Source organism: Streptomyces wedmorensis (assembly GCF_000716445.1).
In the GTDB taxonomy this organism is placed as follows: Bacteria; Actinomycetota; Actinomycetes; order Streptomycetales; family Streptomycetaceae; genus Streptomyces; species Streptomyces wedmorensis.
Map to the genome: position 1 here is coordinate 1 of NZ_JNWK01000104.1, position 12,839 is coordinate 12,839.

Below are 12,839 nucleotides of genomic sequence, written 5' to 3' on the forward strand. Positions count from 1 at the left end.
GGGCGGAACGGGTGGGCACAACGGACGGCGCCCCTTGCCGGGCCCAGGCTTCCGCGCCTGAACCCGCACCCGGTGCGCGCCGACCCAGTGGTGCGGGTCAGGGCTCAGGGGGCGGAGGCGCCGCCGAGGGCGCCGTCCCGTGTGCCCACCCGTCCCGCCCCAGCGGGACGATTGCCCACACGGCGGGTGGGGGGCGGAGGCCCGCAGGGGGAAAGCGGGCAAAAGGGGTCTGGGGGGAGTCGGAACGCATAACGTTGTGGCCACGGGACGGGCGGAGACGGTCGATTACAGTGCGGCGAGGGAGATCCGCCGACCGGGGGAGGGCACGTCGTGGCAACGACCGCCGCAGCCGTCTGGGGCCGTGCAGAACAGCAGGACTTCCGGGCGAGGGTGCGGGGCTGTCTGCTGGGCGGGGCGCTCGGCGACGCACTGGGCGCGGGGGCGGAGGGGCGTACGCTCGCGGAGTTGCGGGAGGCCCACGGACCTGACGGACTCGGCGACCCGGTCCCCGCGTTCGGCCGCCGCGGTGCCGTCACCGCCGCGACGCAGATGAGCCTGTTCACGGTGGACGGCCTGATCCGGGCGCAGGTCCGCCGGGACATCGGCGCCTGGCATCCGCCGACCGATGTCCACCGGGCCCATCTGCGGTGGGCGGCCACCCAGCGCGACTGGGGTCCCGACGAGCGCCGCAAGGACAACGGCTGGCTCGCCTGCGAGGAGTGGCTCTACACCCGCCGGAACCCGCCCCGCGCCTGCCTCACGGGCCTCGGCGACGAGCGGCTCGGCACTCTCGACAAGCCGAAGAACCCGGACGCCGCCGACTCGGGCGCGCTGGTCCGCTCGGCGCCGTTCGGGCTGCTCGTCGGCTGGGAGCCGCAGCTCGTCTGCCAGCTCGCCGTCGAGTGCGCGGCGCAGACGCACGGCGCCCCGGCGGCCACGCTCGCGTCGGGCGCCTTCGCCGTCGTCGTCCACGGTCTCGCGCGCGGGGCGCACATGGAGGCGGCGGTCGCCCGGGCGGTGGAGCAGGTGGCGGTGCGCCCGGGGCACGAGCCGGTCTCCGAGGCGTTGGCCCGCGCCCTCGGAGCCGTACGGGAGGGGGCGCCGGACGCGGAGCGCGTCGCCGCTCTCGGGGCCGGCGAGGACCGGGCCGAGGGGCAGTTGGCGGCGGCCGTGTACTGCGCGCTGGTCGGCGAGGACGTCCGGCAGGGGCTGCGGCTCGCGGTGAACCACGACGGTCCGTCCGCCGTGACCGGCGCGCTCACCGGCGCGCTGCTCGGCGTCCTGCACGGCGAGACGGCCCTCCCGCCGGCCTGGCTGGCCGATCTGGAGGGCCGTGCGACGGTTCTGGAGCTGGCGGACGACTTCTCGATGGAGATGACGCAGGGCGCCGCCCTCCACACCGCGGCCGAGTCCGCACCGGGCTGGCTGGCGCGCTACCCGAGGGCCTGACGCCCGGTCCTCGCGGGCCGCGGGGCCGCGGCCTCCGCGACGAGCCCGGTCCTCGCGGCCTCCCGCAGCCGGCTTCGACCGTTCACCCCCGGGGCTGTTCGGCCCGTTCGCCGGCCTGGGCGGGGATGGTGGAGGCGCCGTCCCCGTCCGACCCGATCCGGTCCAGGAGCGCGTCCCGCTCGGGGGTGTCCTCCGGCTTGATCAGGCCGATGAGGACGTACAGGACGAGGGAGGTGGCGAGCGGGGAGACGATCTGGATCTGGAGTTCGACGCCGTCGAGGCCGTAGTTGGTGAGCCAGAAGACGAAGAGTCCGGCGGCCCAGGAGACGAGGGCGGCGGTGGGGCCGGACTTCCGGAAGGTGCGCAGCAGGCCGAGCATGAAGGGGATGGCGATGGGGCCCATGAGGCCGGCCACCCACTTGATGACGACGGTGATGATGTCCTTGAAGGTGGGGGAGTTGACCTGGGTGGCGACGGCCATCGACAGGGCGAGGAAGGCGATCGTCGACCAGCGTGCGGCGAGCAGTCCGGCCTGTTGGGTCCAGCTCCGTGCCGCCTTGCTGAGGACGGGGGCGATGTCGCGGGTGAAGACGGCCGCGATGGCGTTGGCGTCGGAGGAGCACATGGCCATGGTGTGCGAGAAGAAGCCGACGACGACGAGGCCGAGGAGGCCGTGCGGCAGTAGCTGTTCGGTCATGAGGGCGTACGCGTCGGAGCCGTCGGGCTTCTTCGGGTCGACGAGCAGCGGCGCGCACCACATGGGGAAGAAGAGGACGAGCGGCCAGACGAACCAGAGCACGGCGGAGAGGCGGCCGGAGCGGGTGGCCTCGCGGGCGGACGGGGTGGCCATGTAGCGCTGGGCCTGGTTCCACATGCCGCCGCTGTACTCGAAGGTCTTGATGAAGAGGTACGCGAGGAGGAACGTCAGCGTGTAGGGGCCGGCGGTAGGCGCGGTGTGGCCGTGGAGCTCGGGCCGGTCCCACACGGTCCACAGCGCGCTGAACCCGCCGAGCTCGCCGAGGACGGCGACGAGCATCGCGATGCCGGCGAGGAACTGGATGACGAACTGGCCGAGTTCGGTGAGGGCGTCGGCCCAGAGGCCGCCGACGGTGCAGTAGATCCCGGTGACGACGCCGGTGATGAGGATGCCCTGGTTGAGGGAGATGCCGGTGAAGACGGAGAGCAGGGTGGCGATGGCGGCCCATTTGGCGCCGACGTCGACGATCTTCAGGAGGACGCCGGACCAGGCGAGGGCCTGCTGGGTGGGCAGGTCGTAGCGGTCCTTGAGGTATTCGAGCGGGGAGGCGACCCGGAGGCGGGAGCGGAGGCGGTTCAGGCGGGGTGCGAAGAGGTGGGCGCCGATCGCGATGCCGATGGCGATGGGGAAGGACCAGGTCACGTAGGACGTGACGCCGTAGGTGTAGGCGATGCCCGCGTATCCGGTGAACATCACCGCGCTGTATCCCGACATGTGGTGCGAGATGCCGGAGAGCCACCAGGGCATCCGGCCGCCGGCGGTGAAGAAGTCGGAGACGGTGTCCACCCGCTTGTGGGACCAGACGCCGATCGCGACCATCACGCCGAAGTAGCCGATGAGCACGACCCAGTCGAGACTGTTCATTGCGCCCCTCCATGAGAACCGGTCCGTCTTGTGAACGCGGTTCATCGTGTGGGGAGTTGTGAGGGCGCGACAATGCAAGGGAGGGTCAAGGGCGAGTAAAATCGTTCTGCTTACTGACCCTTGTTCATGGATGTGAATGTCCTGGAGTCTGTCAGCGCATCAGCTCGCCCGCGTTGACCAGCAGCGACTGGCCCGTGATCGCCCGCGCCCGGTCCGAGGCGAGGAAGGCGGCCGCCTCGGCCACGTCGCCGTCCGTCGCGAGCTCCGGCAGTGCCATCCGCTCGGTGAGCCGGGCCAGGACGTCGGCCTCCGGCACCCCCTCGGTGTGCGCGGCGAACCGGACGTACGCCTGCACCGGCGGTCCCCACATCCACCCCGGCAGCACCGTGTTGACCCGGATCCGGTGCGGCCCCAGCTCGTGCGCGAGCGAGTACATCGCCGAGGTCAGCGCCCCCTTGGAGGCCGCGTACGCCGCCTGCCGGACCTGCGTGGGCGCCGCCACCGCCGACTGCGTCCCGATCAGGACCACCGAACCCCCGCCCTCCTTCAGTGCCGGCAGGCAGGCCCGGGTCATCCGCAGCGTGCCGAGCAGGTTGACGTCCAGGACCGCCTGCCAGGTCGCGAAGTCCGCGTCCTGCAGGCCCCCGAAATAGGAGTCCCAGGCGGCGACGTGCACGACCGCGTCGATCCCCCCGAACCGCTCGACGGCCAGCGCGGCCAGCGCCCCGCACTGTCCTTCGTCGGTGATGTCCGTGGCCCGGTACGCCGTCCGCCGCCCCTCCGGGTCGATCTCCGCGGCGGACTTGGCGAGGTTGGCCGCCGTACGGGCGCCGAGCACCGCGTTCCCGCCGTCCCGCACCACCGTCTCGGCGATCCGGTGTCCGAGCCCCGCGCCGACCCCCGACACGACGACCGTCTTCCCCTGGAGCAGCATCCGGACCCTCCTCGACCCTGGCCAAGTATCTGACGGTCCGTCAGAGTAGGTCTCCGTCACCGACTTGGGAAGGGGTACGAGAGTGAGCGAGGAGACCCGCAGCGAGACCTACGCGGAACTGGCGTCCGTCGGACCGTACGGCGTGCGCCCCGGCCACGCGCTGATCACCATGGTCGAACCGCATCCGGGCCAGGAGTACGCGTACAACCGCTGGTACGAGGACGACCACTACTACGCGGGCGCCATGGCCATGCCCTGGATGTACGCCGGCCGCCGCTGGGTCGCCACCCGCGACCTCCAGGAACTGCGCCGCCCGGAGAAGTCCGCCGTCGCCCAGCCCGTCACCGCCGGCTGCTACCTCTCCACCTACTGGATCACCGACGGCCGCTACGACGACCACATGAAGTGGACCGTCGGCATCAACAAGCGGCTCAACCGCGACGGCCGCGTCCACCAGAGCCGCACCCACGTCTTCACGTCCTTCCAGGACCACGCGGCGACCGTCTACCGCGACGGCGCCGCCGGCCCCCGCGACTTCCACGCCCTCGACCACCCCTACGCCGGCCTCGTCCTCCAGGTCGTCGACACCGAAGGCCCCGAAGCCCGGGTACGACTCCTCGACCGCCTCCGCACCCACGACCTGCCCCGCCGGCTCACCGGCTCCCCGGCCGCGATGGTCACCGTCTTCCGCCCCACCCCCCTCCCCGGCGACCGCATGACCTACGTCAAACAGGTCGAAGGCGTCGAGACCCGCCTCACCCTCCTCTGGTTCCTCGAACAAGACCCCCGCCACTGCTGGGCCGACCACTTCGCCGACCTCGACACCCTCGCCTCCGACACCGCCCGCGTCGAACTCGTCGCCCCCTTCATCCCCACCGTCCCCGGCACGGACCTGTACGTGGACCAGCTGCGCTGACCGCTCCCGAGAACGACCGAGCCCCCTCGGCCAGGTCGGCGGACCGGACGAGAGGGCTCTTCAGGTACTGCTGGTGACGTCGTGCGTGCACGGGGCTCAGAGGGCCCCGGTGCTCACCTCGCCGACGAAGACGTTCCACGATCCCGGTCCGAAGTTGATGGACGGGCCCTCGGGGGCCTTGGAGTCCCGCACCGCGATCGCGGCCATGACCGGGGACTTCACTTCGACGCAGGCTCCGTTCCCACCCGAGTAGGAGGACTTGGTCCACGTGTCGGTCGCACCCTGGATGATCGCCATTCTGCTCAACTCCGGTTCTGCCAGTGGGTTTGTCGAGCCGACGTTCTTGCCGGCGTGATCGACGCTACTCGCCGGTCCCGCCGGTCGGGACCGGCGTTCACACGACCGGGTGGCATATTCCAACTGGACTTCCGTGGGAGCGATCACGGGGTGTACCGTGCCTGCCCCGGTCGACCCGGAGTCAGCCCTGGGCGTGCTTCTTGGCCATCTTCGCGATGAACTCGCGGGTCTGGTCCACGTTCAGCGCCTGCGCCCTGAGGTGCTCGTACATGACGCTGTACTTGCCGACGTCCTGCGCCTTCTCCAGGTACAGGTCGCTCGTCACGCCCTCGATGTACACGACGCTGGAGTCCGAGGTGTCGGGGAACTCCAGGATCGAGTACTGCCCGCTGATCCCCGGATGCGCGCCCATCTCGAACGGGATCACCTGCACGGTGACGTGCGGCAGGTGCGACTGCTCGATCAGGTGCTCCAGCTGCTGCACCATCAACTGCCGGCTGCCCACGATCCGGTGCAGCGCACCCTCGTCGATCACCGCCCACAGTCGCAGCGGCCGCTCCTCGTCCCGGATCCGCTCCTGGCGGCGGGTGCGCACGGTGACCCGCTTCTCGATGTCCGCCGGCGTCGACTCCGGCATCGCGCCGGAGATCACGGCCTCCGCGTACGCGGGAGTCTGCAGCAGCCCCGGGATGATCTGCGACTCGTACATCCGCAGGCTCTCCGCGTCCGTCTCCAGACCGATGTACACGCTGTACGGGATGTCACCGAAGGCGTGCCACCAGCCCTGCTGGCGGGAGTCCTTGGCCATCTGCATGAGGGAGTCGACCATGCGTTCGTCCTCGACCTCGTAGACCCCGCAGAGGTCGCGCACGTCGCGCTGGCTGATGGAGCGGCGGCCGTTCTCCAGTCGGCTGATCTTGGACTGGGAGACGAGGAGGCGCTCGGCGACCTGTTCGGCCGTCATGTTCTTCGCCTCGCGGAGCTTGCGCAGCTCCTGGCCCAATCGGCGTCGCCTGACGGTGGGGTTGACGTTGGACGCCACGGAAACTGCACCTCCGGCTGGTCTGCTGCGTAGCTGTGAGTATCTACCGCTTGGCAGACTGCCACCAATGGCCGGGTGTGCGCTGGGAAACGACGACAACACACGTGTGCGGGACGGCCGTCCAGACCGCCCCGCACACGCGTGCGGCTCCCGGGTTGGTACGTGGTGTGCGGCCGGGGCCTGTCCGGCGGATCAGGATCGGACAGGCCCGGGCACGCGGTGGATCAGTGCACGGCCGCGCGGGCCATGCCGCCCCGCGGCTGCGCCGGAACACCCGCGGCCGGCGCGCGGCGTGGTGGCGCCGCGGCACCGTTCTGGACGTCCATCACGGCGTGCGCCACGAGGCCGCCCATCGGGTCGTGCCGGATCAGGTCGCGCAGCCGGGACCGCGACGACCGTCCTTCGTTGCCGGGGTAGAGGTGCTTGCCGAGACCGACCGCGTGGGCCAGCGCGGCAAGCGCCGCGGTCCGCGGGTCCGGCGGTACGCCGGTGCGGATCGCACTGTCCAGCCGGGAACGGATCTCCCGACTGATCGCCGTGTCCGTCGCCTGGTAGCGAGTCGTCGGCAACACCCCGCACATCTGGGTCTCCACGGCATGCACCATGCCGCATCGCTCCAGATGCGAGAGATACGTCTGACGGAGCCCCAGTCGGGGCCCGCCGATCCAGTGGACGGCCCGGACCGGGCTGCCGCGCCTGCGCAGCAGCTCCAGTGCGGAGTCCAGTGTCGGATCTCCGGTCGGCCGTGGCATCACCACGGCGATACGATCCCCGTCAGGGGCTATCCGGCCTGCCAGCGCCAGCTCCACTAGCTGTGCTCCGGCCAGACCGAGGTCGAGCGACTGCGGCTGCGCTGTGGTACCCGTGGTCGGGTCCAGAGCGAGCAGCAGAAGCTCTTCCGGAATGGTTCTGCGGCTCCTGCCCATCCATGCCTCCCCGCGTGGATGAATGACAGGGTGACCCCTCTCACATTCATCTGTCGAGAGTGCCCGGGTGGTTCATCCGGGAACCAGTAGGTATGTCGTTCTCGTCTAGCACGGGAGCCAAGGGGTTCACACAGGACACTGGTAGACGGTTCGGACGTACGCATGACGCATGGAGGAGGCACGGTGGCGGGCGAGTCCCCCGACAGGGCGGAGCAGCAGGGGTCGTCGCAGGAGACGGTGACCCCGGGCGGCGGCCGGGATCCGCGGCTTTCCGTACTCCGCGAGTCAGAGCCTTCGTCGTCCGAGCCCGCCGCACGGGTCCAGGTCGACCAACCCACCGCCGTATTCAAGACCCTGGCACCCCGAACTCCGGAGGACGACGCGCCGCGCCAGGCGGACGACGTGACGGAGTCGGCGGACGCCGGGACGGAATCCGCGAAGGACGCCGGGACGGAATCCGCTGCGGACGTCGTGACGGAGACTTCCGCTTCCGGGACCGCCGAGACCTCCGGGACCGCCGAGACCCCCGGGACCGCCGAGGCCCCCGAGGCCTCCGGGGCCTCTGGCGCCGAGTCGGAGCCGGAGAGCGCGCGCCTGAAGGCGGCCGTGACGGCCTGGATGGCCACCGCTGACCGTGCGGCCGCGCCTGAGGCGGACGGTGGGGCCGCGGCGGGGACCTCTGAGGCGTCCGGGGCGTCTGAGGCCCCCGAGGCCCCTGAGGACGCTCCTGAGGTCGACAGCGACGCTCCTGAGGCCGACGACCCGGCGGACGAGCCGGCCGACGAGCCCGAGGCCGACGAGCCCGAGCCCGGCGACGACCCCGAGGACGACGACCCCGAGGACGAGCCCGAGCCCGAGGTGGACGACGAGGGCGACGAGGAGCCGGTCGAGGACCGGGCCGCCGTCGAGGACAAGGCGGCCGACGAGGACCGGACCGCGGCCGAGGCTTCCGCCGCGTCGTGGTTCGCCGCCCGGAAGTCGGACGCTGCCGCGAAGGCCGCCGAGGAGCCGGCGAAGGCTTCGGCGGGCGAGCCGGCGGTCAAGCCGGTGGCCGAGCCGGCGGCGGAAGCGCCGGCCGAGCCGGCCGACGACGCGCCCGCGCCCGCCTCCGCCCCCGCCCCCGACGAGCCCGTCGACCAGCCGACGACCATGTTCAAGATGGTCCGCCCGCCGGCCGCGCCCGCCGTGGACCAGCCGACGACCGCGCTGAAGCTTCCGCCCGGCCTGGCGGCGGACGCCGACAGCGAGCGCACCAGCACCTTCCTGCCGCTGCGGCCGGACATCCCCGCCGAGCGGAAGGCGGAGGAGGCGCGGGCGGCGCGGCAGGCCCCGGCGGCTCCCTCGGCGCCGTCGCGTCCGTCCCCGGCGGCTCCCTCGGCGCCGTCCCCGGCCCAGGCACCCGCGGCCGCCAAGCCCGCCGCGCCCGCGGAGCGGGCCGACGTGCCGCCCGCCGCGCTCGCGGAGCCGGAGCGGACCCGGCAGCAGCCGTTGCCGCCGCTGCCGCCGCTCGACCTGCTCGCGGAGCTGACGAACACGCCGCCGCCGGCGCCGAGCGCCGTGCGGACGACCGTGCGACGGGTCCGGATCTGGACCCCGCTGGTGCTGCTCATGCTGATCGTCTTTGCGATCGTGCAGATGGTAAGGCCGCTGCCCGCGCCCGTCCTGACCCTCTCGGCCGCACCGACCTTCACCTTCCAGGGCGGCGCGCTCGACCTGCCGTGGCCCAACGAGGGCCAGGGCGCCATCGAGGTCGAGGGCGTCGGCTCCATGGGCCAGTACGGGCCGCAGACGCCGGCCCCGATCGCCAGCGTCACGAAGACGATGACGGCGTACGTGATCCTCCGCGACCACCCGATCAAGGGGAAGGCGGGCGGTCCCGAGATCACGATCGACAAGAAGGCCGCCGAGCAGGCGGGCGCGGCACACGAGTCGACGGCGGCGGTCAAGGAGGGCCAGGTCTACACGGAGCGCGAGCTCCTGGAGCTCCTGATGGTCCCCTCCGCGAACAACGTGGCCCGGCTGCTCGCCCGCTGGGACGCCGGTTCCGAGGCCGCGTTCGTCGAGAAGATGAACGCCGCCGCCAAGGACCTGGGCATGACCCAGTCCGTCTACACCGACCCGTCCGGCCTGCTCGACACCACCATGTCGACCCCGCAGGACCAGCTGAGGCTGGCGAAGGCGGTCATGCAGTTCGACGTGTTCCGCGAGATCGTGAACATGCCGAACATGACGGTCGACGGCATCCCCGGCCGGATCGAGAACAACAACAACATCCTGCTCCACGACGGTGTCAACGGCATCAAGACCGGCTCGTCCACGCCCGCCGGCGGCAACCTGCTCTGGTCGGCGAACACCGTGGTGGACGGCAAGAACCGCCGCATCCTCGGCATCGTCATGGGGGCGAAGGACGCCAAGCTGCTCAACGACAAGCTGCAGCTCGCCATCGACAACAGCCTCAAGCTGATCCAGGCGGCCCAGAAGGACGTCACCTCCGCCGCCGTCGTCAAGAAGGGGCAGGTCCTCGGCTACATCGACGACGGTCTCGGCGGCCGCACCGAGGTCGTGGCCACCAAGGAGCTCAAGGCGATCGGCTGGCCGGGCCTCCAGGTGAAGCTGGAGCTCACCGACGGCGGCAAGGTCGTCCCGCACTCGGGCAAGGCGGGCGACATCATCGGCCAGGTCTCCATCGGCACCGGCGCCGGCAAGGTCAGCTCCCCGGTCGCCCTCGGGTCGGACCTGGTGGAGCCCGGTTTCGACAAGAAGCTCACGCGACTGGGCTGAGGCGCACCACCTGATCGGCTGGGCGCCCCGGATCCCCGGGGCGCCCGGCTGTTAGCGTCTCCGGGGGACGAGATGCGCGCGTGAACCACGCGAGAAGCGAGCAGCGAGACGGGAAGCACGGGAAAGGGCCGCAGTGACCACCGCCGAGCCGACACGCGCCGACCGCGCGGACCCCGACCCCGTCCACCAAGAGCCGACACGCTCCGACCGCGCGGACTCCGACCCCGACGTCTACCGTGAGACGCGTGACCCACGCGAAGCCGGCGAAGCCCGTGACGCCGATGCCGGTGACGCCGACCGCGGCCCCGGCACCGGCAGCGATACCGGGCGCTCTTCGCTCCAGCGAATAGTGCTTCCGACCCAGCGGCCCGCCCCCGCACCCGCCTCGACGCCGCCGCCGGCACCCGCTCCGCGGCGTAAGCGCCGCTACACGGTCATGGCGGCCACCGGCCTCGCCGCACTCACCCACGTCCTGTGGTTCTACTTCTTCGCGAACAGCGGGGGAGACCTGGCCGCACAGGACGCGTGGGCCGAGTTCGTCGGACGGCACCCGGACTCCGCGTACAACCTGGCCTGGTACGGCGGGATGCACCCCGTCTCGTACAGCGTCGTCTCGCCGTATCTGATGTCGCTGCTCGGCGTCCGCAGCACGATGATGGTCGCCGGCACGCTGTCGGCCGCGCTGACCGCGCTGATCCTGGTCCGGGTGCCGGCGGTCCGCAATCCGCTGACCTGCTCGGTCGCGGCGGTCTTCGCGTTCCTCTGCAACGCCCTGTCGGGGCGGGTCACCTTCGGTCTCGGCATGATGTTCGCGCTCGGCGCGGTCGCCGCCGTCTTCTGCTGGCCGCACCGCTGGCGCCGCAAACGCTGGGCCAAGGCGGCTGTCGCCGCCCCGCTCGCCGGTCTCGCGACCGCGTGCAGCCCGGTCGCCGGGCTCTTCCTCGGGATCGCGGCGGCGGCGCTCTTCCTCAACAAGCGGCGCCCCGGCGCGTACGCCCTCGGCCTGGCCCCGGTGGCCGTCGTCGCCCTGTCCTCCTGGCTCTTCCCCTTCTCCGGGACGCAGCCGATGGCCTTCGGCTCGACGGCGCTGCCCCTGCTCTTCGGCGTGCTCGTCTTCCTGCTGGTCCCGGCGGACTGGCGCACGGTCCGCACGGCCGCCGCCGTCTACACGGTCGGCACGCTGCTCACCTGGCTCATCGACTCGCAGATCGGCTCGAACATCTCGCGGCTGCCGATGCTCTTCGCCGGGGTCGTGCTGCTCGCCGCCCTGCCGTACACGGCGCCCCGCTCACGCCGGTGGTACGCCCTCCTGCTCGCCTTCGCCGGGCTGAACTTCTGGATCGGCTTCAAGGGCGTCGACGACGTCATCCGCACCGCCCCGGACGCCTCCTGGGCGCGCGAGCTCGCCCCGCTGGTCAACCAGCTCCAGGTGCGCGACGCCCGCAAGGCCCGCGTCGAGGTCGTGCCGGCCTCCAGTCACCGCGAGTCCTCCGCCCTCAGCCCGTACATCAACCTCGCGCGGGGCTGGAACCGTCAGGCCGACATGGAGCGCAACCCGCTCTTCTACGACGACACCCTCAACGCCGTGAACTACCAGGACTGGCTCGACCGCTGGGCCGTCCACTACGTCGTGCTGCCCACCGGCGCCCCCGACTCGGGCGCCGAACGCGAGGCGGAACTCGTCGAGGGCGGCCTCCCGTACCTGAAGCAGGTCTGGTCCGACGCCAACTGGCGCCTCTACGAGGTCGAGAACCCGACGCCCCTGGCGGACGCGCCCGCCCAGGTGCTCAGCGCCGAGGAGAACGAGGTCGTCATCCGCGTCGACCGGCCCGGCCGCGTCCTCATCCGCGTCCCGCACTCCCCCTGGCTCGCCCTCCTCGACGACCAGGGCCACAAGATCGAGGCCCCCCAGGAGACCGAGGCCTCCAAGCTCGCCCGCGAGGAGTCCGACACCGAACTCCCCAAGGTCTTCGCCAACGAGAACGGCTGCCTCTTCAAGACCGAGGCCGACGTCGAGGGCGACGAATGGACCACCCTCATCGCCCCCAAGGCCGGCGTCTACCGCCTCGCCGCCCCCTACAAACTCTCCCGCGGCACCCCCTGCCCGGAAGAACTCCGCTGACCCCCGTGGCCCTGGTCCCCGGCCGCCTCAGCCCTTCCGGTAGCCGGCGAGCATGCGCCGCATCCCGATGGCGTGCCCGCCGCTGCCGATGACGAGCAGTCTGTAGATCCGCCCCGCCATCCCCGGGAACGCGGCCCTCGTCTCGGCGCGCAGCCGTGCCCTTCCGTCCTCCAGGTCCTCGATCCGGAACACCAGGCTGTACGTCGAGAACCGGTGCGCCCCCGCGAGCGCCAGCTCCCTCCCCCGCACGGCACGCACCACCCTGAACCCGGGGTACGCCGATCCCTCCGCGAGCGGTCGCGGCCCACCCGCCTCCCTCGGCTCAGCCCGCACCAGCCGCGCGTACCGCGCTCCACCCTCCCCCGACAACGACCTCTCAAGGCCCCCGACGACCCGCCCCCACAGCTCCTCGCCCCCGACCTCCACCTCCACCACGTGCTCATCCACGAACGGCAACGCCCCTGCCCCGCCCGTTTCCTCAGCCATCCACGACCACCCCCGCCAGAAACCAGCCACCCACGAACGAAAACAGCCGCACACGACACGGCCCACACGAAAGAGACCGCCCAGTGAAGCCACTAGGCGGTCTCTTTCCCGGTGCCCCCGGCAGGATTCGAACCTGCGACACCCGCTTTAGGAGAGCGGTGCTCTATCCCCTGAGCTACGAAGGCGGACGGCGATGGACCGGTGGGGTCTGGTCGCCGCCGTCAGTGTAGCGGGTGGTGGGGTGGGGGGACGGGGGGATATGGGG

The 12,839-nt window shown here is 71.7% G+C and carries 10 protein-coding genes and 1 tRNA gene; 4 read left to right on the forward strand and 7 right to left on the reverse strand.

Features of this window, described 5'->3' with window-relative positions:
- Window positions 1-330: 330 nt before the first annotated feature.
- Window positions 331-1,449: an ADP-ribosylglycohydrolase family protein gene (locus tag OO54_RS39805; RefSeq protein WP_033212363.1), complete on the forward strand. Its 1,119-nt coding sequence runs from the start codon at window positions 331-333 to the stop codon at window positions 1,447-1,449.
- Window positions 1,450-1,531: 82 nt separating this feature from the next.
- On the opposite strand, the gene OO54_RS39810 is transcribed toward OO54_RS39805, so the two are convergent.
- Both OO54_RS39810 and OO54_RS39815 read right to left on the reverse strand, forming a co-directional pair.
- Window positions 1,532-3,070 carry a sodium:solute symporter family protein gene (locus OO54_RS39810; protein ID WP_033212365.1) on the reverse strand — a complete coding sequence of 513 codons (1,539 nt, stop codon included), beginning with the start codon at window positions 3,068-3,070 and terminating at the stop codon, window positions 1,532-1,534.
- 151 nt (window positions 3,071-3,221) lie between these two features.
- The gene (locus tag OO54_RS39815; protein WP_033212367.1) at window positions 3,222-4,004 is read right to left on the reverse strand and encodes an SDR family oxidoreductase; all 783 of its coding nucleotides are present in this window, start codon (window positions 4,002-4,004) and stop codon (window positions 3,222-3,224) included.
- An 82-nt stretch (window positions 4,005-4,086) separates the two neighbouring features.
- Between OO54_RS39815 and OO54_RS39820 the strand changes: the two genes are divergently transcribed.
- Entirely contained in the window at window positions 4,087-4,920 is an 834-nt protein-coding gene (locus tag OO54_RS39820; RefSeq protein ID WP_033212369.1) for a hypothetical protein, read from the forward strand.
- A 96-nt stretch (window positions 4,921-5,016) separates the two neighbouring features.
- Here the strand turns inward: OO54_RS39820 and OO54_RS39825 are convergent, their stop codons facing one another.
- The 3 genes from OO54_RS39825 to OO54_RS39835 form a co-directional block, all read right to left on the reverse strand.
- Entirely contained in the window at window positions 5,017-5,217 is a 201-nt protein-coding gene (locus OO54_RS39825) for a DUF397 domain-containing protein (RefSeq protein ID WP_033212371.1), read from the reverse strand.
- Between the two features lie 181 nt (window positions 5,218-5,398).
- Entirely contained in the window at window positions 5,399-6,259 is an 861-nt protein-coding gene (locus tag OO54_RS39830; protein ID WP_017241059.1) for a helix-turn-helix domain-containing protein, read from the reverse strand.
- Window positions 6,260-6,483: 224 nt separating this feature from the next.
- A complete protein-coding gene (locus tag OO54_RS39835) occupies window positions 6,484-7,185 on the reverse strand; it encodes a GOLPH3/VPS74 family protein (RefSeq protein ID WP_033212373.1) in 702 nt (233 codons plus the stop codon).
- Between the two features lie 162 nt (window positions 7,186-7,347).
- On the opposite strand from OO54_RS39835, the gene OO54_RS39840 reads away from it, so the two are divergent.
- Together OO54_RS39840 and OO54_RS39845 are read left to right on the forward strand one after the other, a co-directional pair.
- Window positions 7,348-9,966 carry a serine hydrolase gene (locus tag OO54_RS39840; protein WP_033212375.1) on the forward strand — a complete coding sequence of 873 codons (2,619 nt, stop codon included), beginning with the start codon at window positions 7,348-7,350 and terminating at the stop codon, window positions 9,964-9,966.
- 436 nt (window positions 9,967-10,402) lie between these two features.
- A complete protein-coding gene (locus OO54_RS39845; RefSeq protein WP_033212379.1) occupies window positions 10,403-12,088 on the forward strand; it encodes a hypothetical protein in 1,686 nt (561 codons plus the stop codon).
- 27 nt (window positions 12,089-12,115) lie between these two features.
- Here OO54_RS39845 and OO54_RS39850 read toward each other — a convergent pair whose 3' ends face one another.
- Window positions 12,116-12,574: a hypothetical protein gene (locus OO54_RS39850; protein ID WP_033212377.1), complete on the reverse strand. Its 459-nt coding sequence runs from the start codon at window positions 12,572-12,574 to the stop codon at window positions 12,116-12,118.
- A gap of 112 nt (window positions 12,575-12,686) precedes the next feature.
- Window positions 12,687-12,759 (reverse strand) — tRNA-Arg (locus OO54_RS39855).
- Window positions 12,760-12,839 lie beyond the last annotated feature (80 nt).